Below are 20,345 nucleotides of genomic sequence, written 5' to 3'. Positions count from 1 at the left end.
TAGATGCGAAAAGTAGATAAATTTTAGATGAAATGCAAAAAAAATAGGACGAAATGCGTTTTTAATTGTTTTTGAGTATTATTTTAACGTTTTAAACTAAAATGATTCTTAAATATTCTACCATCTTGAAGTTTTACTGTAAACCAATAATCGTCTGCTGGCACAATTTCACCATTAATTATTCCGTTCCAGCCTTCTCTTAATGGACTAATTTCTTTCATTAATTTGCCAAATCTGTTAAAAATTTGAATTTTTGTATTTGGTTGAAACATGCTAGAAACACCATAAATTTGCCAAGTATCATTATAGCCATCGCCATTTGGTGTAAAATACTTTGGATAACCTATAACCGATACTTTTTCTGGTACTTCACCACAATTATTTTTAACATCCTTTACAAATACACTGTAAATACCGGGTTTTATATTTTCAAAATAGTTGCTTTCTTGGTATGGTGTTACAAGAATTTCATTTTCATCATATAAAGCATATTCATAAATACCTTCACCAGACACTAAAACGGTAATAGTGTTGTTTTGAGTTGTAACATCTTCAACTTTAATACTTTCAATTGTTGCTATATTTGATGGGTTTACTGTAATTGTACTAGTTTTTGAACAGCCGTTGGCATTTGTAATGGTTACACTATATATACCAGTTTGGTTTATTTTAATTTCATATGAACTTTCACCTGTAGACCAATTGTAGGTGTAATTATTAGGCGAATCATTTACTATACCTGCGTTTAGTGTTATAGTTTTTGGGAAGTTATTCAAACAATATAAACTTTCACTGGTACTTTCAATATTAGGTAGTTTGTTTACTACTAAGTTTACTTTGCTAATGCCGTAACATTTATTATCGTTTTCTATACGCGCAAAAATAGTTTGTAAGTAGGGTTTTGTGTTTTTGTAAGTAGTTCCTAGACTGTTTTTTTCTAATAATGCATCGTCGTAAGTTTCAAAATAGGTAATTGGAAAATTAAAATTATTTGCTGTTTGTATATTGTTTGTAATAGTATCTAAATTGAAAGTGTTTATGCCATCTTCAGAACCTAATTCATCGCATAAAGGTGTTGGTGTAAAGGTTTCAATTTGAGTAATGCTAACGTTTAGGGTTAATATTGAAAAATCAAAACAAGCGGTTTTATCATTTATAACTTTTACGTAAATAGGTAATGGGTTATCAGCATTAAACTCATAAGCTTCAGGGTTTGTTATTTCATTTAATCTTGCAGCATCACTGTAAAATAAGGTTGAAAGTCCAGAAATATTGCCAGTTAAATAGCTTGAAGCTTGATTTAAATTAATGCGTGTTATACCTCCAAGAATGCCATCTTCGTCACATTGTGTTAAAGTATAGTTGTATGCAATAGGGTTTGGGTTATAGGTAACATTTGCTACACCTTGAAGTGTTTTATCACATTCATTGATGTTTCGGTCTATGAATACTTCGTATAAACCACTTTGAGTCACTTCTAATTCAAAGGTGTTATTTGTAATTGGTGTACCATTATAAGTCCACTCATAAGTAGCTCCAGCTATTTCAGGCGATTTTAGCATATAAGTATCGCCATCGCATAAAAACAACTCGATAGATTTTGCTTGGTTACCAATAATATCAATTTTTTCTGAAAAAAAAGATGTTATAAAAGGAGGCAAACCTTGTCTGGCATTGTTACTTAAAACAAGGCTGTTATTTACATAGTTACAAGCTGCCCCAATATTGTTAGGTTCGTTTATAACAGATAAATATGGCAAACCTTGGTTGTAGTTGGTATTCATTGTTCGGTAAATTTTCCCATTTGGGCCTAATTGTAAACCGCCTCTGTAGGTTTGTCTATGGTCTACAACAAATTCACTACTACTAATGTTTGCTGCTGTTAAATTATACTGTAATAAAGCACCGTATTGGGCGGCAGGGTTGTTGCCTTCATTTCGATTGGTTTGATAATATGTTGTAACATATAACAATTCGTTATTTTGAGAAAACTCTAAGCCATAAGAAATTTGTGGTTTTTGACCGTTTAACGAAAAGTTAATGGCTATATTTTTTTCATTACTAACAATACCTGTGGTTTTATCAAAGTCGTAAATAAATAATCCAGCGGGGGTATTTGCACTTGCTAATTTTGTTCCATCAGGTGAAAATTTTAAGTAACCTCTGCCATCTACAATATTTGATGTTTTAGACGTAATAGGAGTGGTATTTAAACCTGTATTACTAACTTCATAAGCAAAAAAGGTGTCATAATAATCGTCTTGAATTGTGCTATTATGAGCTAAAGTAATAATCCAGATAGATTGACTTACACAATCTTTTACCACAGCGGTAACTTTTTCTGAACTAAGCGGAAGTAAGTTACTGTTTTTAATGGTTACATTTCCTAAACCGCCATTTAATGTCATATCTACAACAGAGTAATTAAAACCATAATTGGGGTCGTCTTGAACAGTAGTGTCAACAGTGAAAATGTAATATAAATTAGGATTGTTTGGTTGAGGAATTACTATTGCAGATTGTGTACTGGATGGATCTCCATAAAGCCCAAAACCGTTAGACATAGCTTGGTGGTTTTTATTATAAACCGTTACGCCATCTGTATAAAATAATAAATCACCATTAGCATCAGAAATAGTTGTGCAACCTTCAATAGTGCTTAATTGCCCATTTTTTAATTCTGAAACTGTACCATCATTATTAAAACGAATACCTGCATTATCTCCAAAATACCAATTGGATGCTTCTTTTTGGCTATAACCAAAAAAAACAGAAAACAAAATTATAACTGCTACTACATTTTTTACCATACATAGCAAATCTATTAAAAGATATTACAAATCACGCTTTTTTAACAAAGTGTACGATAAAAAGATAAATAAGGCTGTCCAACCTAAAACAATGGCTATTTCGTACCAATGCACAGCATAGTCGTAAGCTAAATTTGCCTTGTCTGGAAACTTAGTCATTGCTATTCGTTGAAATGGTTGATCAATCAATTTATACATAGATTTTAAAGGGAAAACATTTTGAATTTTTTCTGCAATATGTATATCAAATTTCCATGTAATTATTCCAAAAGTTATCCATTCTAAAATAAATAATATAAATAAAAATGCTAACGCAAATGCAGAACGTTTTACAAGCATTCCTAAAAATAAGCATAAACTAAAAAAGCCTAAAAGTTTTACAAAGTAGGCTACTAAAAAATTGGTTTCTCGTAAAATTATTGATATTTCATTATAGCTTGAATAGTATAAACCTATACAAATTGAAATAAGACAAATTAATACAGTTGAAACCAAAGAGAAAAATACAATGGTGTAGAATTTTGATAAAATAAATTCCTTTTTGCTTAAGCCATCAATTAGGTTTTGTTTTAGGGTTTTATTACTGTATTCATTACCAATCATGCTTACTACTACAATAGCAAAAAAGAATTTAAATTGAGAGGCAAAAAAGGTTGTTAAATGCCAAATTATTGGGAAGTTAAAAATGCCTAATTCACCCAATTCTAAAGTGAAAAAGCCAAAAACATTTATTTTTAATGATGAAAGTAGAATAACAAAAAATGGTAAAATAAAAGAAATGAATATTAGTATTTTACTAGTTCTACTTAGTAAAAGTTTTTGTAATTCTAAATTTAAAAGTCGGAACATGTGGTTGGTTTTGGTAGTGTTAAATAGTATCTGTTAATTGTAAAAATTGTTCTTCTAAACTTTCTTTACGTTGTACTAAATGGGTTAGGATGATGCCGTTTTCAAAAAGTAATTTGTTAAGTTCATCCGATTTCATGGGTTCATTCAAAAAGGCAGTTACTAAGGTATCTGTTACTTTAATTTTTCCGAAAGCAGGATTGTTTTCTATAAGTTTTATAAGTGCTTCCTGATTGTTTGTTTTTAGTTCGAAAAAACCATGACTGGAAATCATTTCGTCTACTCTGCCAGAATATAATTTTACACCTTTTCTTAAAACCACTACGTGTGAACATACTTTTTCTACTTCATCTAGTAAATGCGATGCTAATAATATGGTTGTGCCTTTGGCAGCTATTTGTTTTATAATTTCGCGTATTTGATGAATACCTTGTGGGTCTAAACCATTGGTTGGCTCATCTAGAATTAAAATTTCTGGGTCGTTAAGTAGAGCAGAAGCAATGGCTAAACGTTGTTTCATACCTAAAGAATAGGTACTGAATTTGCTGTCTTTTCGTTCTAAAAGACCAACAACTTCTAGTTTTTCGTTAATTTTATTAAAATCGACACCTTTTATTTTGCAAACTAATTTTAAGTTTTGGGTTGCAGACATGTATGGGTAAAAGTTTGGACGCTCTATAATAGCACCTACTTTTTTTAATGCGTCGTGCGTTGTTGTTGTACCATTAAACCATTTAAAATCGCCACTGGTTTTGTTTACAACGTTTAATACAATGCCTAATGTGGTAGATTTTCCGCTGCCATTTGGCCCTAAAATACCATATACATTGCCTTTGTTTATGGTAAACGATAAGTGGCTTACTGCTGTTAAATGCCCAAATTTTTTTGTTAGGTTGTTAATTGTTAGTATTGGTTCCAAATTTGAAAATTTTAATTAGAATACAGATTCTGTTTTGGTTAGCTTCAAATGTAAGACGAAAGTGTATGTGTTTTGTTACATCTTTAAAAAAAATAAGTGTATTTTGTGTTGCGTTAGGGATAGTAGTGGAAATCCTTTTTGTGAGGTACGAACAAAAAGATTGCAACGTATAGCCCGACCCTTGTGGTAACGCCCTAAAAATTGCTATTTTTGAATAATACTTTATTTTATGAACGATTTAAAAATTTCTAAAAGAAAACCGTCTTACTCTATTACTGATAAGTTAAGCGACTATTTGTCTAGATATAATAGAAATATAAAACTTCCTATTTTTTATGATGATTTGTTGCGTTTTCAAGGGTCGATTGTGGTTTATGATAAGGATGAAAATGATACGCTTTGGATTAGGGTGTATTACAATGAGTTTGAGCGTGCCGAAATTGAATTGTCGCTTAAAAAAGTATATACTATTTTACATTCTGATGGTAATGAAAATACGTTGCCATTTTTAAGTGTTGATGCTATTGACTATTGTACGTTTGGAAATTCGAAACCTTTTAGAATAAAAGTTAGAAATATTTTGAATGATAATTTTACGTATTTCTATATTAAAACTGCCGATGCGTCTAGAATTTATGGTTTGGAGTTAGAGCATATGTTATCGCCTTACAATTTAAATTTTTTAGTTTATAAGGATACGCTAATTGAGGAACATATTTCTGGTATTCCAGGTGATGAGTTTATTAAAAAGTTTTTACCTAAGTGTGATAAATTGGAGAAATCGCAAATAGCTAAAGAGTTTGTTAAGTTTAATGAGCGTTGTATGATTAGGCTTTTGGGCGATATGCGTTCATACAACTATGTTATTGTGCCTACACACGATTTTGATCAAGTGGTTTATAAAATACGTGCTATTGATTTTGATCAACAATCTTACGAAGGGAAATTTAATATTTACAGACCTCAGTTTTTTAAAGAGAATTTAAAAATGGTTGAATTGGTATCTGAAACTTTTCAAAAACTATCAATAGATCAATATAAAATTGAAGAACGCTCTATTTTAGTGAAGCGTTTAAAAAGTTATCATGACAGAATTGATAAACTTTTGGAAAGCATGTCAGAGGATAATATTTCGAATGATGAATATGTAGATTTGTTGAAGCATACCATTTATAACTACACAAAAGATAAAAAATTTAAGCGCTGTAAAAATATGGGTGAAATACTAAAAAATGCTTTAAATTTTTTAAATCAGAATTATGAAAACGTGAAGCCTAAAGGTAGTTTTTAGTAATTGGTTTTTAGTTCCAGTTTTCGTCAAAATCTAGGTTGTCGTAATCTTCAATATCTAAGTCGTCGTCAAATTCATTAAAATCGTCAAAGTCTTCTTCAAAATCGAAGTCTTTTTCAGGAGCTGTGTCTGGAATTTGCCCGTGAATAAACATTACATTTGGGTAATCTACACCAGTTGATTCTTCAACAATTTCGGCTAGTTCTACAAAAAACGTCCACATACTTAAAAAGTCGTAAACATAAATTAGTTTTGTTTGCATTTCATGAACCACGTCATTAATGGCAGTTTCACTCATTAAACGTGCAGAACCTTCTTCGTCATCACTTAAATCGAATAATGATATTTCTTCACCTTGATTCCATTGGTTATCACTTAAATAAAATGAAGCCATTTCACTACCATCAAACCCAAAAGATTGCGTGATTATGTTGTGTAAATCTTCTAGTGTGTCGGTTTCACGAATTTCTAAATCGCGAAACACATCATCGTCAACATCGTTATCAAGTATAACTCTAAATCTGTAAATCATGGTAAAATAATATTTTGCAAATGTATGTTTTTTTTAAATTATTTTGAAAAACGATGTAAAGTAAATATCATGGTACTTAACAAGAAAAACGCACCTACTTGATGTACAACACCCAACCATACAGGAACGTGCAATAAAATAGTAAAAACACCTAGTAAAAATTGAATAATTACCATTATTAATAAGCTATTTATGCCGTTAGTTTGCATTTTAGTAAGGCTTAGTTTTTTTGATTTTTGCCAAATAATTATGATGAATAACACCACAATATAAGCAAGTGTTCTGTGTACAAATTGTACACCACTTTTTCCTTCTATAAAGTTTTTGTAAAGCGGTGTTTGTTCTATGTAAACGGTTTGGTGCATAAATTTGCCTTCACTCATCATTGGCCAATGGTTATGTATAAAACCAGCATCTAAACCAGCTACAAATGCACCATAAATAATTTGAATCATTAAAATGGCAAGTCCCCAACGTACTAAATTTCTAAATTTGAGGTTAATTTCTTTATTAGTTGGAAATATTAAATCTAAAGCTACCCAAAACGTATATGCAAAGGTTAAAAAAGCAGTTGTTAAATGTGCTGCTAAACGGTAATGACTAACATCTGGGTTGTTAACCAAACCACTTTTTACCATATACCAACCCATAAAACCTTGAAATGCACCCATACAAAGTAAAATAATGGATTTTTTAATAGTTGATTTTGTAAGTTGTTTGGTAGCCAAAAAGTATAAAAATGGTATTAAGAAAACCAAACCAATCATTCTACCAATTAAGCGGTGTAACCATTCCCAAAAATAAATATCTTTAAAATCTTGAAGATTGAAATGGTTGTTAAGTTTTTGGTATTCAGGGTATTGTTTGTATAAATTGAAAGCTTCGTGCCATTCGGTTTCATTCATAGGCGGAAGTGTTCCTGAAATTAATTTGTAGTTTGAAATAGACAAGCCAGAGTGGGTTAATCTTGTAATACCTCCTATAACTACCATACTAAAAATAAGTAAGCAACCCGTTAATAACCAGTAAATTACTTTTTTGTTATCTTTTTTCATGTTGTCCACAAATAAGCTAATATTGTTAATTGTTAATTGTTAATTGTTAATTGTTAATCCTAAACGTTTTCCTTCTTTAAGCATTAGTTGAAAAGCTGCTTCATGGTCGTTAGGAATATCGCCTTCTAAAATAGCTTCTTTTATAGCTTCTTTAATAATGCCTATTTCTTTTGAAGGTTTTAAGTTGAAAATTTCCATAATTTCTTCACCTGAAATGGGCGGTTGAAAGTTTCTAACATGGTCGCGTTCTTCAACTTCAATAATTTTATCACGAACAATTTTAAAGTTGTTATGGTATTTATTGAATTTTTTAGGGTTTTTAGTGGTGATGTCGGCTTCACAAAGCGTCATTAAATCATCTACAAATTCACCAGCATCAAACACCAATCTGCGGACTGCGGAATCGGTAACTTCATCATTCGCTAAAACAATTGGTCGCGAGCTCATAAATACCATTTTTTGAACGAATTTCATTTTTTCATTCAAAGGCATTTTTAATCGTTTGAATAAACGATACACCATTTTTGAGCCTTCAAACTCATGCCCATGAAACGTCCAACCTACTTTTTTGCTGAATTTTTTTGTGGGAGCTTTTCCTATATCGTGCAATAATGCTGCCCAACGTAACCATAAATCATCGGTGTTTTTAGCTATATTATCAACTACTTCTAAGGTGTGATAAAAATTATCTTTATGGCGTTGGCCTTCAACTTCATCAATACCTTTTAAAGCTATAAGTTCGGGTAAAATATGGTGTAATAATCCTGTTTGTTCTAAAAGTAAAAAACCAATGGAAGGTGTTTCGCTTTCCAAAATTTTATTAAGTTCTGTTACAATACGTTCGTTGGTTATTATTTTTATGCGTTCGTTATTTCTTGTAATGGCTTCTAAAGAATTTTTTTCAATAGCAAAATTAAGTTGCGTAGCAAATCGAATAGCTCGCATCATTCTTAACGGATCATCTGAATAGGTTATATCAGGATTTAACGGTGTACGGATTATTTTGTTTTCTAAATCTTGAATGCCATTAAAAGGGTCGAGTAAGTTGCCAAAATTGGCTTCGTTTAAATCTAAAGCCAAGGCATTTATGGTGAAATCGCGTCGGTTTTGGTCGTCTTCCAAAGTGCCGTTTTCTACAGCTGGGTTTCTGCTATCTTCGGTGTACGATTCTTTTCTAGCGCCAACAAATTCAACTTCAATATCTTCATGTAGAAGCATTGCAGTTCCATAGGTTTTAAAAACCTGAACTTTAGGTTTTGTTGGTAGGTTTTTTGCAACTTGTTTAGCTAGTTCAATACCATCACCAATGGCAACCACATCAATATCTTTTGCGGTGCCTCGTTTTAAAATATAATCGCGTACAAAACCACCAATAACGTAACTGTCTAAATTTAATTGGTTGGCAGATTTAGATATTGTTTTAAATATGGGGTGTTGTAATGCTTGTTTGTAATTCATATTTTTTATGCCACTAATACACGAATTTTTTATAAAACGATTCTTTTATGGTCTAGTAAATCTTTATGGAAATTAGCCAAAATAGCTAATTTTAGGTTAGATACTTTTAAATAATTGATGCATTGAGCAATATGTTTATCATTTAAGTTTTCTGATGATTTTATTTCTAAAATAATTTTATCAAATAACACAAAATCAGCATAGAATTTATGAGGTAAAATCACATCTTTGTATTGTACTTTAAATTCTTTTTCTCTCTGGAATAATATATTTTGAGTTTTAAATTCGTATTCTATAGCATCTTTATAAACTATTTCAGAAAAGCCACTTCCTAAATTATTATAAACATCAAATAAAACACCAGCAATAGCGTAACTCTCATCTTTATAAATAATGTTAGACATAATTATTTGTGTATTAGTGGCTAAATTTACTCTCGTATAATCTTCACGACACCATTGTTACTCAATTTGATAATTGATGATGGCTTATTGCAAATTTTCTCGTGGTGCAAATTTACAACATAGTCTACACCTTTTAAAATAGCTGGTTGTATTTCTTTAAATGAATTTGGCGTTGGAAACCCACTTATGTTTGCCGAGGTTGAAACAATGGCACCATTAAGTCTTCTGCAAAGTTGAAAACAAAATTCATCATCAGGAATTCTTATGGCAATTGTGTTATCTTCAGCTACTAAATTAGATGCTAAATTTTGTGCATTATCATAAATAATAGTAGTTGGTTTATCTGTAACATCAATAATATTTAAAGCTACTTCGGGTATTTTTTTTACATATTTTTTCAGCATTCTATCATCGGCAACTAAACAAATTAGCGCTTTACTATCAATACGTTGTTTTAGTTTATAAACCTTACTTACGGCTTCCGCATTAGTGGCATCGCAACCAATACCCCAAACAGTATCTGTAGGGTAGAGTATAAGTCCGCCAGATTTTAAAGTTTGTAATGCTTTATTTATTTCTTCATTCATTTTATGAACCTTATATTTGTAACGCTGCAAATTTACAACAGAAAATTAAAAAGTTATGTTATAATTTAAAGTAGATTGCACTGTAATTTTTTTGTGATATTATTTTATTAAATGAAGGAAATAAAGGTTTTTAACACAGGTTTAAATAACGATTTTAAAGAAGCGCTATCTAACGTAATTTATAATTTTGATACGTTTGAAGGTGGCGTTGGCAACCGAAATGTAATTAAAATAATTCCTGTAGCTGGGATGGATTTAAACATAAAAGCCTTTAAAATACCCAATACGGTTAATAAAATAGTATATAATTTTTTTAGAAAAAGTAAAGCACAACGCTCTTTTGAATATGCTAATAAGTTAATAAAATTGGGTGTTGGAACGCCAAAACCAATTGCTTATTTTGAATTTAAATCAGCTCTTTTCTTCAATAAAAGTTTTTACGTGAGTGAACAATTGGTTTGTGATATGACATATAGAGAACTTACCAAAGATTTTAATATACCTAATTATGATGCAATACTAAGAGCATTTACAAGATTTACATTTAGTTTGCATGAAAAAGGTATTCATTTTTTAGACCATTCACCCGGAAATACCTTAATAAAAAACAATGGAATTGATTATGATTTTTATTTGGTAGATTTAAACAGAATGGAATTTGGACCATTAGATTTTGAAACCAGAATTAAAAATTTTGCACGTTTAACCATTCATAAATCGATGGTAGAAGTAATGAGTGATGAATATGCCAAATGTTCTGGTGAAGATTACAATAAAATAGTAAGCTTAATGTGGCAAGAAACCGAGACGTTTCAAGAAAAATTTCATAGGAAAAAACGATTGAAAAAGAAGTTTTTAAAAAAATAAATTATTGTTTTACTTTCCAAAGTCGGTAAAGCTTCACATATTTTAAAAACGTTACATTGTACGTTTGTACACAAATAATCCAACCGTTTAAACCATCTAAAAAGCCCAATCTTAAAAAATAAGCTTTAAAAAACGCCCATGTTGGTCTGTAAATAATTTTCCAAATAGACGATTTTTTGCCCAATTTAAAATAAGCTTCAGATGCAATTGTTGAAAAACGTTCTATTTTTTGATTATGGTCTGAATAATCGCTATAAATCCAATGTAGCAAATCACCTTTTAGTTTTCCAGCGTTAAGTCCTTTTTTTAAGGTATAACAATCGTGTGGGTTTATGCCTTTCCATTCACCACTTTCTTTTTTAAATAAGCGCAGTTTTTTGTCTGGATACCAATCGGAATGTTTAATCCACTGTCCGCAATAATTATTTGAACGGTTACAATAATACCCATCATGCTGCCAATTAGTTTTAACTATTAAAATGCTATTTTTTAAAGTTTCAGACAAGGCTTCATCTCCATCAAGCGATAAAATGTAATTGTATTTTGCTTGCGATACGGCATAATTTTTTTGTTCAATATAGCCTTCAAAAGCATGTTGAATAAAAGTAACGTTAAACGATTTGCAAATTTCTGGTGTTCTGTCAGTTGAAAATGAATCGACTACAATAATTTCATCAGCAATGTCCACTAAAGAACTTAAGCATTTTTCTAAATGTTCTTCTTCGTTATAGGTTATAATAACTGCTGAAAGTTTAATCATAGTATCTGTTTATTAGATACAAATATAAATATATCAAATACTTTAGGACTATTTATTTTAGTTTTCCCCATACTTTTTATTAATTTGCTACACTTTAAAAATTTAGATTTTAAGAACAACATGATGCCTGAAATATCAGTAATTATTAGCACATATAATGCGGAAGCTTGGTTAGAAAACGTGCTTTGGGGTTATAGTTGTCAAACTTTTAAAGATTTTGAAATTGTAATTGCAGATGATGGTTCTGGGCCAAAAACGAAAGCTTTATTAGATGAGTTTGTAAAAGCTACTAGTTTAAAAATAACTCATGTATGGCAGGAAGATGATGGTTTTCAAAAATCTAGAATTTTAAATAAAGCCATTGTAGCTTGTAAGGCAGATTATATTGTAATGAGCGATGGCGATTGTATTCCGCGTGCCGATTTTTTAGAAGTTCATCAAAACAATAAAGAAAAAGGTTATTTTTTATCAGGTGGTTATTTTATGCTTCCTATGGATATTTCTCAAAAAATAACTAAAAATGATATTCTTTTAGGTAATTGTTTTCAGCTAAAATGGCTAAAAAATAATGGGTTAAAATCATCTTTCAAGAATAATAAACTTACTGCAAAAGGTATTGTTTCTAAGTTATTAAATAGTTTAACACCAACAAACCCTAGTTGGAATGGGCATAATGCTTCTGGTTGGAAACAAGATATTGTAGCTATTAATGGTTTTGATGAACGCATGCAATATGGAGGTCAAGACCGTGAGCTAGGTGAACGATTAACCAATTTTGGTATCAAATCAAAACAAATACGTTACAGTGCAATTTGTGTGCATTTAGACCATAAACGCGGTTACAAAACACCAGAATCTATCGCTAAAAACCAAGCTATTAGAAAACATACTAGAGATTCTAAAATACCTTGGACAGATTTTGGAATAGCAAAAAAATAGTTAGGCTTTATTTATGGCTTCATTTGCCAAATTGAAAAGTTTAGTTAGTTGCTTTTTTTGATTGTAATTTTCTTCTATATGCTTTCTGCCATTTAATCCAAATTCTTTTGCCATTTCCGGATTTTCACACAGTTTAATCATGTAATTTGCCATATCATTAAAATGAGTTTCTTCAACTAAAAAGCCTGATTTGTTGTGAATAACAGCATCTTTTATACCGCCATGTAGCGTGCTTATTATAGGCAAACCGCATGAACTTGCCTCCATAACGCTTACAGGTGTTCCTTCCATGTCGCCATTTGGTGCAGTTACAGAATGTTGTACAAAAGCAAGTGAATTTAGCATTAAATTTGCAATGGCATTTTGTTCTAAAATTCCTGTAAACGTAACAGAAGATTGTATTTTAAGGTCATTTACAAGCTTTTCACAAGCTTCAAAAAGACCGTTTTTTTTACCAACCATAGTAAGTGTTGCTTCTGGAAATTTTTGTAAAACTTGATAAAATGCATTAATAGTGAAAAGTGGCCCTTTTTTGGAAGTAAACCTACCAACAGCAAGAAAGTTTTTTTCAGAAGTTGTTTTTGTTTGTGGCTTAAATTTACTGGTATCAACACCACAAGGTACAACCCTTATTTTTTTAGGATTAGCGCCATTTTTTATTAATCCTTTTTTCATTTCTTCAGATACAACAATGATAAATGAAGCATATTTAAATAAACGTTGATACTTTGTTTTGTATTTAATAAGTGTTTTTTTGTTTGTAGCATCATGCCCATGAAAAATAACAACTAAAGGAATATTTAAAGCTTTACAAACTGGAGTCATATGTGAAGCCGATATACCATAATTTGATAAAACAATATCTATTTTGTTGTTTTTCAGATACTTTTTTACACCGTAATTGCTAAAAAAATTATTTCTACCAACAAAGGTTTTTATTATTTTGTGAAGTATCCAAAAAGGTTTAGGGCTTAAAAGTGTTCCGTTTTCTTCTCTTTCAGGAAATCTGCCACTATGAATTGTATAAACATCTGCAAATTCAGAAAATCCTGAAATTTGATCGCGAATAAAAGTTTCAGAATAGGCATGTTTTTCAGAACGAGTTATACAAATACGCATTTAGTTAGATATTAAATTTTCAGAAAGAAAAATGATTACAAGTTTAGTAAAAAAACAATTAGCTATCTAATCAAAGTAGTTTAGATAGCTAATTGTTTTAAGTTTTATTATTTTTTAAACAGCTACATCGTTATCACGTAGTGCATTGTTTAGCGATGTTTTCTTATCGGTACTTTCTTTACGTTTTCCAATAATTAATGCACAAGGTACTTGATATTCACCAGCAGCAAACTTTTTAGTGTAACTTCCAGGAATTACTACCGAACGCGCAGGTACACGACCTTTCATTTCAATAGGTGTATCTCCAGTTACGTCAATAATTTTAGTACTCATAGTTAATACTACATTTGCACCTAAAACTGCTTCGGTTTCAACATGCACGCCTTCAACCACAATACATCTAGAACCCACAAAAACGTTATCTTCAATAATAACTGGTGCAGCTTGCAAAGGTTCTAAAACACCACCAATACCAACACCACCAGATAAATGTACATTTTTACCAATTTGTGCACAACTTCCAACTGTAGCCCAAGTATCTACCATTGTACCTTCATCTACATAAGCACCAATGTTTACATAACTAGGCATTAAAATAGTTCCGGCAGAAATATAGGCACCATGTCTTGCAACTGCATGAGGCACTACTCGAATACCTTTTTCAGCATAACCTGTTTTTAATGGAATTTTATCATGAAATTCTAATGGACCACATTCAATAGTTTCCATTTTTTGAATTGGGAAATATAAAACAACAGCTTTTTTCACCCATTCGTTCACTTGCCAGCCACCTTCAATAGGTTCTGCAACACGCAATTCTCCTTTATCTAATAGGTCAACAACTTGTCTAATGGCTGAAGTTGTTTTTTCTTCTTTTAAAAGCTCTCTATTTTCCCAAGCTTGTTCTATGGTTTGTCTTAATTCGGTCATTATTATATTTTAATTTTTGGCAAATATAAGAGGTATCTGTTAAAAAACAGGAATGAAACCTCTATTATATAAACTTTTAAAAGACATTAAAAGATGTCGTTAAACGACAATTTTTCAAAAATTAGTTGCTCATTTCATCTTTCAAAGAAAAAAATAATCGGATGAAATACATTTTTGGTGTTTTTAGTCTTTTAAAACATGCTTTTCATCTGTTTATCGATAAAAATTTGTCACTCCACTACTAATCGAAAATACCGTCGTGTACAACTAATTTATTGTGTATGAGGCTTTGTGCAGATATATATTTGTCTCATCAAACAATAACAAACAGATGAAAACAAATTTTTACATATTAATAATCTTCTTACTAGCTTTCTCATTTGGTAACGCACAAAGCACTACTGAAACTGTAAAAGTTGAGATTACTAATACTGTATCTGTTTCAAATGATGATAAACAAGTAACAGTTGAAACTACAACTACTACAAACGAAAATGAAGTAATGTTAATAAATGCTTCAGAAGTAAAAGAATCTATTGCTCGTAGTAATAGTGATATTAAACTTTACTTTAACCGTTTAAGAAATGTAGATAACTTAAACTTAATGTTTCCTAAAATCAATAAAGCTGTAAAAGCTTAATTAAAAACGAGTTCATATTCAAAAATTACATAAGGTTAAATTGAAAAAAGGCTTTCTGAAAAGAAGGTCTTTTTTATCTTTATCCCGTATTTTGAAATAAAAACTACTTATGGCTCGCATTTTAGCAATAGATTATGGTATGAAACGCACAGGTTTAGCAGTAACCGATGAGCTTCAAATTATAGCATCTGGACTCACTACTGTTAATACAACTGAATTATTGGTGTTTTTAAAAGATTACACTTCTAAAGAATTGGTTGAATTATTTGTAGTTGGCGAACCTAAGCAGATGGATAACACAGCTTCAGAAAGTGAAGTACTAATTGCGCCTTTTTTAAAAAAGCTTGAAACACAATTTCCTAATATTCCAATTAAACGTGTTGATGAACGTTTTACTTCAAAAATGGCATTTCAAACAATGATTGATAGCGGACTTAAAAAAAATCAACGAAAAAATAAGGCTTTGGTTGATGAAATTAGTGCAACACTTATTTTACAAAGCTATTTATATTCAAAATAGTTTTCTTCTTAATAATTTCTATTAAATACAAACAATAATACATAAGTATTGTATTTTTGCAGCTAATAATACAAATTTCAACCATGATTTTACCCATTGTAGCATATGGCGACCCAGTTTTAAAAAAAATGTGTGTCGATATAAATAAAGAGTATCCACAACTAGATGCATTGCTAGCCAATATGTTTGACACTATGTACAACGCAAGTGGCGTAGGTTTAGCAGCACCACAAATAGGTTTAGCAATAAGACTTTTTATTGTTGATACAACACCATTTTCAGATGATGAAGATTTAACATCAAACGAGCAAAAAGCACTAAACGGTTTTAAACGTGTATTTATAAATGCTAAAATTTTAAATGAAGAAGGTAGCGAATGGGCATTTAATGAAGGCTGTTTAAGTATTCCAGATGTGCGTGAAGATGTTTTTAGAAAACCTGTAATAACTGTTGAATATCTTGATGAAAATTTTAAGCAACATACCGAAGTATTTGATGGCTTAATAGCTCGTGTTATTCAGCATGAATACGACCATATTGAAGGTGTTTTGTTTACAGATAAGCTGTCAAGTTTAAAAAAGCGTTTAATAAAAGGAAGGTTAACAAACATTTCTAAAGGAAAGATTGATGTAGATTACCGCATGCGTTTTCCAGACCAAAAAAAGAAACGATAATATTTGCAAAGCATCAACAAACAGTTGATATTTGCCTTTTTCAAAAAAATAATTTATGAGTTTAGAAAAAGTTTTAGCTATTGCAGGAAAACCAGGATTATATAAATTAGTAGCACAAACACGAGGTGGTTTTGTAGCAGAATCTTTAATTGATAAAAAACGTTTATCAGTAAATATTCAACAAAATGTAAGTGTTTTAAGTGAAATAGCTATTTATACCTTAACAGAAGAAGTGCCTTTAAAAGAAGTGCTTAAAAGCATTAAAAAGAAAGAAAATGGTGGGCAAACAGCTGTAAAAGCAAAAGATAGTAAAGATAAATTAGAAGAATATTTCTTTGAAATATTACCAGAATATGATGAAGATCGTGTGTATGTAAGCGACATAAAAAAAGTAATACAATGGTATAACTTGCTGCAAGAACACGATATGTTAGATTTTGAAAATTCTAGTAAAGAAAATGCAAAGTCTGAAGAAGAATAATAATTAGTAGTTTTATGAAAATCATATAAAAAAATCTCCTTTTTGGAGGTTTTTTTATTTGTATATGATAGTTTTTTAAAAATTTACGACTGTATTAAGCCAACAAAACAACTAAATTATGAATCCACTTTGGTTTTTCGAAGATGTAAACTTATTTAAAATACTTTGCCCTCATAAGTTTAAAGAATATAAAAATAGCCATGATTTTGATTCCTATAAAAAGCAAGACTATATTTATTTTGAAGAGGAATCTTCAAACAAAGTGTTTCTTATTGAAAAAGGAAAAGTAAAAATTGGCTATTATAATGAAGATGGCACAGAGGTTATAAAGGCTATTTTATCTAAAGGACAATTATTTGGTGAAAAAGCAATTCTTGGAGAATATAAAAGAGAAGAATTTGCCCAATCTATTGATAACCTAACAAGTATTTGTCCTGTAAGTGTAGATGTTATGCACGATTTAATGCGAAAAAATGAAACTTTCAGTTTTAGAATATATAAGTTTATTGGTTTTAAACTTCAAAAATTAGAAAGAAGACTTCAGCTTTTAATGTTTAAAGATACAAAAACTAGGCTTCTTGAATTTCTAAATGAATTAGGTGAAGAATATGGTTATAATTGTAAAAAAACGGGAGATATAGTTATAAACCACCCATATACTCAAAAAGACATAGCTTCTCTAATAGGAACTTCCAGACCTACTTTGAATATTCTTATAAATGAATTGAAAGATGAAGAAATTATTGAGTTTAACAAAAAAGAGATTAGAATATATAAAAAAATAGCATAGTGTTAGATAGCTAACATTTTATAATAATTACACATCATATTTTTGAGCTATTAAAAACTTAAAAACGATATGATGATTAAAAAAAAGTTATTTCTAGTGTTAATTACGTGTTTTGTTATTATTTCTTGTGATAATGAAGACGAGGCTAAAACAACCAATTTGGTTTTAAACCTATCTGGTTTAGAAGAGTTAGGCAGTGATTTTGTTTATGAAGGTTGGATTATTGTTGATGGAGAACCTGTTTCAACAGGAGTGTTTTCTTCAGTTATATTTCCGCAATCTTTTCAGGTTGAAGCTAGGCAATTAGCTAGTGCAACCAAATTTGTACTTTCAATTGAACCTAGGCTTGATACTGATTTAGCACCAGCCGCAACAAAAATATTAGTTGGCGATTTTATTGGAAATACAGCAAGTGTAAATTCTAATGGTATTGTAGCTAATTTTAGTTCGGTAAGTGGTAAGTACATTTTAGCAACTCCAACTGATGAAGACAATACAAATGAAGCCAGTGGCGTTTGGTTTTTAGACAATTCAACAGGTAGTGTTGTTGCTGGGTTAAGTTTACCAACCCTTTCAGATGGATGGAAATACGAAGGTTGGGTGGTTTTTAACGGTACGCCAATAAGTACTGGTACATTTGTTAGTTCAACAGGTTTTGATGATAATGCCGTAACCTCTCCTTTTAAAGGAATTGCTGGAAATGGACCAAACTTTCCAGGTGAAGATTATCTAAGAAATGCACCCACAGGATTGATGTTTCCAACAGATTTAAAGGGTAAAACTATTGTTATTTCTGTTGAACCAAATCCGGATAATAGTCCAGCTCCATTTACGTTAAAGCCGCTAGCTCATGTAGTGCCAGCTAATGCGGAAGTACACAAAACAATTAACATGGGTGCGGGACCAGTTACAAGTTTGTCAGGTTCAGTTACCAGATAATTTTTACTTAAAAAATCTTGTATATTTAAGGCGTAATTTCCACTTAGAAATTATGCCTTTTTTAATTTATAATTATGAATTTTTTTAAGAAGAATTTTAAAAATATATTATTTTTTGTAGCAATAGCAGTAATGCTTATTCCGCAAACCAGACAGCCAATACAAGTTCTATTACACAAGGCTATTGCATGGGTAAAACCTGTTTCAATTAATGAAACAAAATTAACAAACATACCACATTACAATTGGAAATTAAGTGACGAGAACAATGTTCCTCTCAATTTTGGAGATACAAAAGGAAAGGTTGTTTTAATAAATTTTTGGGCAACATGGTGTCCGCCATGCATTGCAGAAATGCCAAGTATGCAAGCACTTTATAATGATTATCAAGATAAAGTAGTGTTCCTGTTTGTAACAAATGATTGGTATAGCGAGATAAATCCGTTTTTAAAAAAGCATAACTATACCTTTAAAGTGTACAGACCAACACTAGGTTATCCAGAATATTTTGATATAAATACTATACCAAGAACATTTTTGATAGATAAAAAAGGCAACATTATTATTGATGAAGATAATGCTGCTAACTGGAATAGTGAAAAGATAAGAAATACTATTGATGTATTACTTAAATAGTTGTTTTCTTTTTAGTTTCTAATGAAGTTATTATAAATAAATTTAAAAGAATTAAAGTAAAGGCATACACCGAATCTTCAACAGGAATTGTAAATAATCGAATGTTTAAGTTTTCAGAATTTGTGTACCAAACCACTTCATTTTCAATAAAACTTCCTGTTAAAATACCGTTTACAATAAAAAAAGGTAATAACATTACTAAAAATGTTAATAAAAAAGATTGCAATATTTCTGGTTTTTTATTTATCACGATAAATGTTAAAATACTAGCCAAACTAAAGTTTACAAACGTGTACCATTTATCATAATTATAAATAGTAATAGTTATGAAGATGAGAATTAATAGGTAACATATTAATTTAGTAACACCACTTGATAATTTTAACTTCGGAAAATAATATAACAAAGCAAAATGCGTAAAAACACAAGCATAAGGAATACAGATAAAAAATAGCCATTCTTCAATTGGTAAACTTAGTAGTTTATAACCTAAATAGTAATTAGAATTAAAACCCCAAATTCCTTCAATTGTAAAAAAAACATCCCAAGGAATAAATATTAGCATACTAATTAAAATGCTAATACAAAGTGATTTCCAAAGTCTATAAAATTTCAATTTTGGATGAAAACTAAAAAGAAAAGGGATTGATAAAGAACCTAAATTGAGTAACAGATATAGGTAAGACATCTATTTTTGCTTAAAATATTTGAAAGGCACAAACAACATTCCGAAGCATTCGCCATCTTCTTTTCCAATATGTTTGTGGTGCATTTTATGAGCACGTCTAACACCTTTTGCATACCAATTATTAGCATTTCGAAACAGTTTAAATCGTTGGTGGATAAATATATCGTGCACTAAGAAATAAGAAAGTCCGTAAGCAAAAATACCTATACCAATGGGTAAACCTGCCCAAAATATATCATATTTCCAAAGTAAAAAACATCCTATACTTACTACTGCGTAAAATATAAAAAAGGCATCATTACGTTCAAACCAACTATCGTGGTCTTTTTTATGATGATCTTTGTGTAAACTCCATAAAAAACCATGCATCACGTATTTATGGGTAAACCACGCCATAAATTCCATAAAGCAATAAGTTGCTAAAAATATAATTATAAAAATGAAGGTTTGCATGTTATAAA

General features: G+C 30.4%; 23 protein-coding genes. 10 read left to right on the top strand and 13 right to left on the bottom strand.

Annotation, left to right across the window (positions count from 1 at the left end):
* Window positions 1-83 precede the first annotated feature (83 nt).
* Genes ACFQ1R_RS14010 through ACFQ1R_RS14000 form a run of 3 tightly spaced genes read right to left on the bottom strand, consistent with a single transcriptional unit; the run spans window position 84 to window position 4,575 of the window.
* Window positions 84-2,810 (bottom strand): T9SS type B sorting domain-containing protein, encoded by a 2,727-nt coding sequence (locus ACFQ1R_RS14010; protein WP_379926903.1) that lies wholly within the window; start codon window positions 2,808-2,810, stop codon window positions 84-86.
* 24 nt (window positions 2,811-2,834) lie between these two features.
* Entirely contained in the window at window positions 2,835-3,659 is an 825-nt protein-coding gene (locus tag ACFQ1R_RS14005) for an ABC transporter permease (protein WP_379926902.1), read from the bottom strand.
* A 19-nt stretch (window positions 3,660-3,678) separates the two neighbouring features.
* On the bottom strand, window positions 3,679-4,575 hold the full coding sequence (locus ACFQ1R_RS14000; RefSeq protein WP_379926901.1) for an ABC transporter ATP-binding protein: 897 nt from the start codon (window positions 4,573-4,575) through the stop codon (window positions 3,679-3,681).
* A gap of 229 nt (window positions 4,576-4,804) precedes the next feature.
* On the opposite strand from ACFQ1R_RS14000, the gene ACFQ1R_RS13995 reads away from it, so the two are divergent.
* Window positions 4,805-5,866 carry a hypothetical protein gene (locus ACFQ1R_RS13995; RefSeq protein ID WP_379926900.1) on the top strand — a complete coding sequence of 354 codons (1,062 nt, stop codon included), beginning with the start codon at window positions 4,805-4,807 and terminating at the stop codon, window positions 5,864-5,866.
* Window positions 5,867-5,876: 10 nt separating this feature from the next.
* Here ACFQ1R_RS13995 and ACFQ1R_RS13990 read toward each other — a convergent pair whose 3' ends face one another.
* Genes ACFQ1R_RS13990 through ACFQ1R_RS13970 form a run of 5 tightly spaced genes read right to left on the bottom strand, consistent with a single transcriptional unit; the run spans window position 5,877 to window position 9,902 of the window.
* Window positions 5,877-6,398, bottom strand: a complete 522-nt coding sequence (locus ACFQ1R_RS13990) for an IS1096 element passenger TnpR family protein (protein ID WP_379926899.1) — start codon at window positions 6,396-6,398, stop codon at window positions 5,877-5,879.
* A 38-nt stretch (window positions 6,399-6,436) separates the two neighbouring features.
* A complete protein-coding gene (locus ACFQ1R_RS13985; protein ID WP_379926898.1) occupies window positions 6,437-7,453 on the bottom strand; it encodes a COX15/CtaA family protein in 1,017 nt (338 codons plus the stop codon).
* Between the two features lie 39 nt (window positions 7,454-7,492).
* Window positions 7,493-8,911 carry a CCA tRNA nucleotidyltransferase gene (locus tag ACFQ1R_RS13980; protein ID WP_379926897.1) on the bottom strand — a complete coding sequence of 473 codons (1,419 nt, stop codon included), beginning with the start codon at window positions 8,909-8,911 and terminating at the stop codon, window positions 7,493-7,495.
* A gap of 29 nt (window positions 8,912-8,940) precedes the next feature.
* On the bottom strand, window positions 8,941-9,315 hold the full coding sequence (locus ACFQ1R_RS13975; protein ID WP_379926896.1) for a GxxExxY protein: 375 nt from the start codon (window positions 9,313-9,315) through the stop codon (window positions 8,941-8,943).
* A gap of 26 nt (window positions 9,316-9,341) precedes the next feature.
* Window positions 9,342-9,902 carry an L-threonylcarbamoyladenylate synthase gene (locus ACFQ1R_RS13970; protein ID WP_379926895.1) on the bottom strand — a complete coding sequence of 187 codons (561 nt, stop codon included), beginning with the start codon at window positions 9,900-9,902 and terminating at the stop codon, window positions 9,342-9,344.
* A 111-nt stretch (window positions 9,903-10,013) separates the two neighbouring features.
* Between ACFQ1R_RS13970 and ACFQ1R_RS13965 the strand changes: the two genes are divergently transcribed.
* Window positions 10,014-10,769, top strand: coding sequence for a lipopolysaccharide kinase InaA family protein (locus ACFQ1R_RS13965; RefSeq protein WP_379926894.1), 756 nt, complete (start codon window positions 10,014-10,016; stop codon window positions 10,767-10,769).
* A gap of 1 nt (window position 10,770) precedes the next feature.
* On the opposite strand, the gene ACFQ1R_RS13960 is transcribed toward ACFQ1R_RS13965, so the two are convergent.
* Window positions 10,771-11,529 carry a glycosyltransferase family 2 protein gene (locus ACFQ1R_RS13960; RefSeq protein WP_379926893.1) on the bottom strand — a complete coding sequence of 253 codons (759 nt, stop codon included), beginning with the start codon at window positions 11,527-11,529 and terminating at the stop codon, window positions 10,771-10,773.
* Window positions 11,530-11,649: 120 nt separating this feature from the next.
* Between ACFQ1R_RS13960 and ACFQ1R_RS13955 the strand changes: the two genes are divergently transcribed.
* Window positions 11,650-12,468 carry a glycosyltransferase family 2 protein gene (locus ACFQ1R_RS13955; RefSeq protein WP_379926892.1) on the top strand — a complete coding sequence of 273 codons (819 nt, stop codon included), beginning with the start codon at window positions 11,650-11,652 and terminating at the stop codon, window positions 12,466-12,468.
* Here ACFQ1R_RS13955 and ACFQ1R_RS13950 read toward each other — a convergent pair whose 3' ends face one another.
* Both ACFQ1R_RS13950 and ACFQ1R_RS13945 read right to left on the bottom strand, forming a co-directional pair.
* Window positions 12,469-13,587, bottom strand: coding sequence for a glycosyltransferase (locus tag ACFQ1R_RS13950; protein ID WP_379926891.1), 1,119 nt, complete (start codon window positions 13,585-13,587; stop codon window positions 12,469-12,471).
* Window positions 13,588-13,701: 114 nt separating this feature from the next.
* On the bottom strand, window positions 13,702-14,517 hold the full coding sequence (locus ACFQ1R_RS13945; RefSeq protein ID WP_379926890.1) for a 2,3,4,5-tetrahydropyridine-2,6-dicarboxylate N-succinyltransferase: 816 nt from the start codon (window positions 14,515-14,517) through the stop codon (window positions 13,702-13,704).
* 331 nt (window positions 14,518-14,848) lie between these two features.
* On the opposite strand from ACFQ1R_RS13945, the gene ACFQ1R_RS13940 reads away from it, so the two are divergent.
* The 7 genes from ACFQ1R_RS13940 to ACFQ1R_RS13910 all read left to right on the top strand — a co-directional run bounded on the left by ACFQ1R_RS13940 (window position 14,849) and on the right by ACFQ1R_RS13910 (window position 19,196).
* Window positions 14,849-15,157, top strand: coding sequence for a hypothetical protein (locus ACFQ1R_RS13940; protein WP_379926889.1), 309 nt, complete (start codon window positions 14,849-14,851; stop codon window positions 15,155-15,157).
* 109 nt (window positions 15,158-15,266) lie between these two features.
* Complete coding sequence (ruvX, locus tag ACFQ1R_RS13935) at window positions 15,267-15,677, top strand: Holliday junction resolvase RuvX (RefSeq protein ID WP_379926888.1); 411 nt, start codon at window positions 15,267-15,269, stop codon at window positions 15,675-15,677.
* 83 nt (window positions 15,678-15,760) lie between these two features.
* Window positions 15,761-16,351 (top strand): peptide deformylase, encoded by a 591-nt coding sequence (gene def, locus ACFQ1R_RS13930; RefSeq protein ID WP_379926887.1) that lies wholly within the window; start codon window positions 15,761-15,763, stop codon window positions 16,349-16,351.
* 55 nt (window positions 16,352-16,406) lie between these two features.
* Entirely contained in the window at window positions 16,407-16,832 is a 426-nt protein-coding gene (locus ACFQ1R_RS13925; RefSeq protein ID WP_379926886.1) for a DUF5606 family protein, read from the top strand.
* A 118-nt stretch (window positions 16,833-16,950) separates the two neighbouring features.
* Complete coding sequence (locus ACFQ1R_RS13920; RefSeq protein ID WP_379926885.1) at window positions 16,951-17,622, top strand: Crp/Fnr family transcriptional regulator; 672 nt, start codon at window positions 16,951-16,953, stop codon at window positions 17,620-17,622.
* A gap of 69 nt (window positions 17,623-17,691) precedes the next feature.
* Entirely contained in the window at window positions 17,692-18,561 is an 870-nt protein-coding gene (locus tag ACFQ1R_RS13915) for an anti-sigma factor (RefSeq protein ID WP_379926884.1), read from the top strand.
* Window positions 18,562-18,635: 74 nt separating this feature from the next.
* A complete protein-coding gene (locus ACFQ1R_RS13910) occupies window positions 18,636-19,196 on the top strand; it encodes a TlpA family protein disulfide reductase (protein ID WP_379926883.1) in 561 nt (186 codons plus the stop codon).
* Here ACFQ1R_RS13910 and ACFQ1R_RS13905 read toward each other — a convergent pair.
* Together ACFQ1R_RS13905 and ACFQ1R_RS13900 are read right to left on the bottom strand one after the other, a co-directional pair.
* Window positions 19,189-19,884 carry a lycopene cyclase domain-containing protein gene (locus tag ACFQ1R_RS13905; RefSeq protein ID WP_379926882.1) on the bottom strand — a complete coding sequence of 232 codons (696 nt, stop codon included), beginning with the start codon at window positions 19,882-19,884 and terminating at the stop codon, window positions 19,189-19,191. The genes ACFQ1R_RS13910 and ACFQ1R_RS13905 overlap by 8 nt on opposite strands.
* Window positions 19,885-20,337: a beta-carotene hydroxylase gene (locus ACFQ1R_RS13900; protein WP_379926881.1), complete on the bottom strand. Its 453-nt coding sequence runs from the start codon at window positions 20,335-20,337 to the stop codon at window positions 19,885-19,887. It abuts the gene before it with no gap.
* Between the last annotated feature and the right edge of the window lie 8 nt (window positions 20,338-20,345).

The sequence above is a fragment of the Mariniflexile jejuense genome (assembly GCF_042675665.1).
Classification (GTDB): domain Bacteria; phylum Bacteroidota; class Bacteroidia; order Flavobacteriales; family Flavobacteriaceae; genus Mariniflexile; species Mariniflexile jejuense.
The sequence above is the reverse complement of the archived record's forward strand: the minus strand, read 5'-3'. Positions and strand labels throughout refer to the sequence as shown.

Excerpts from the sequence above, each read along its gene's own strand:
- ACFQ1R_RS14010 (WP_379926903.1), bottom strand. The coding sequence starts at position 2,810 with ATGGTAAAAAATGTAGTAGCAGTTATAATTTTGTTTTCTGTTTTTTTT.
- ACFQ1R_RS14005 (WP_379926902.1), bottom strand. The coding sequence starts at position 3,659 with ATGTTCCGACTTTTAAATTTAGAATTACAAAAACTTTTACTAAGTAGA.
- ACFQ1R_RS13995 (WP_379926900.1), top strand. The coding sequence starts at position 4,805 with ATGAACGATTTAAAAATTTCTAAAAGAAAACCGTCTTACTCTATTACT.
- ACFQ1R_RS13990 (WP_379926899.1), bottom strand. The coding sequence starts at position 6,398 with ATGATTTACAGATTTAGAGTTATACTTGATAACGATGTTGACGATGAT.
- ACFQ1R_RS13985 (WP_379926898.1), bottom strand. The coding sequence starts at position 7,453 with ATGAAAAAAGATAACAAAAAAGTAATTTACTGGTTATTAACGGGTTGC.
- ACFQ1R_RS13980 (WP_379926897.1), bottom strand. The coding sequence starts at position 8,911 with ATGAATTACAAACAAGCATTACAACACCCCATATTTAAAACAATATCT.
- ACFQ1R_RS13975 (WP_379926896.1), bottom strand. The coding sequence starts at position 9,315 with ATGTCTAACATTATTTATAAAGATGAGAGTTACGCTATTGCTGGTGTT.
- ACFQ1R_RS13970 (WP_379926895.1), bottom strand. The coding sequence starts at position 9,902 with ATGAATGAAGAAATAAATAAAGCATTACAAACTTTAAAATCTGGCGGA.
- ACFQ1R_RS13965 (WP_379926894.1), top strand. The coding sequence starts at position 10,014 with ATGAAGGAAATAAAGGTTTTTAACACAGGTTTAAATAACGATTTTAAA.
- ACFQ1R_RS13960 (WP_379926893.1), bottom strand. The coding sequence starts at position 11,529 with ATGATTAAACTTTCAGCAGTTATTATAACCTATAACGAAGAAGAACAT.
- ACFQ1R_RS13955 (WP_379926892.1), top strand. The coding sequence starts at position 11,650 with ATGATGCCTGAAATATCAGTAATTATTAGCACATATAATGCGGAAGCT.
- ACFQ1R_RS13950 (WP_379926891.1), bottom strand. The coding sequence starts at position 13,587 with ATGCGTATTTGTATAACTCGTTCTGAAAAACATGCCTATTCTGAAACT.
- ACFQ1R_RS13945 (WP_379926890.1), bottom strand. The coding sequence starts at position 14,517 with ATGACCGAATTAAGACAAACCATAGAACAAGCTTGGGAAAATAGAGAG.
- ACFQ1R_RS13940 (WP_379926889.1), top strand. The coding sequence starts at position 14,849 with ATGAAAACAAATTTTTACATATTAATAATCTTCTTACTAGCTTTCTCA.
- ruvX (WP_379926888.1), top strand. The coding sequence starts at position 15,267 with ATGGCTCGCATTTTAGCAATAGATTATGGTATGAAACGCACAGGTTTA.
- def (WP_379926887.1), top strand. The coding sequence starts at position 15,761 with ATGATTTTACCCATTGTAGCATATGGCGACCCAGTTTTAAAAAAAATG.
- ACFQ1R_RS13925 (WP_379926886.1), top strand. The coding sequence starts at position 16,407 with ATGAGTTTAGAAAAAGTTTTAGCTATTGCAGGAAAACCAGGATTATAT.
- ACFQ1R_RS13920 (WP_379926885.1), top strand. The coding sequence starts at position 16,951 with ATGAATCCACTTTGGTTTTTCGAAGATGTAAACTTATTTAAAATACTT.
- ACFQ1R_RS13915 (WP_379926884.1), top strand. The coding sequence starts at position 17,692 with ATGATGATTAAAAAAAAGTTATTTCTAGTGTTAATTACGTGTTTTGTT.
- ACFQ1R_RS13910 (WP_379926883.1), top strand. The coding sequence starts at position 18,636 with ATGAATTTTTTTAAGAAGAATTTTAAAAATATATTATTTTTTGTAGCA.
- ACFQ1R_RS13905 (WP_379926882.1), bottom strand. The coding sequence starts at position 19,884 with ATGTCTTACCTATATCTGTTACTCAATTTAGGTTCTTTATCAATCCCT.
- ACFQ1R_RS13900 (WP_379926881.1), bottom strand. The coding sequence starts at position 20,337 with ATGCAAACCTTCATTTTTATAATTATATTTTTAGCAACTTATTGCTTT.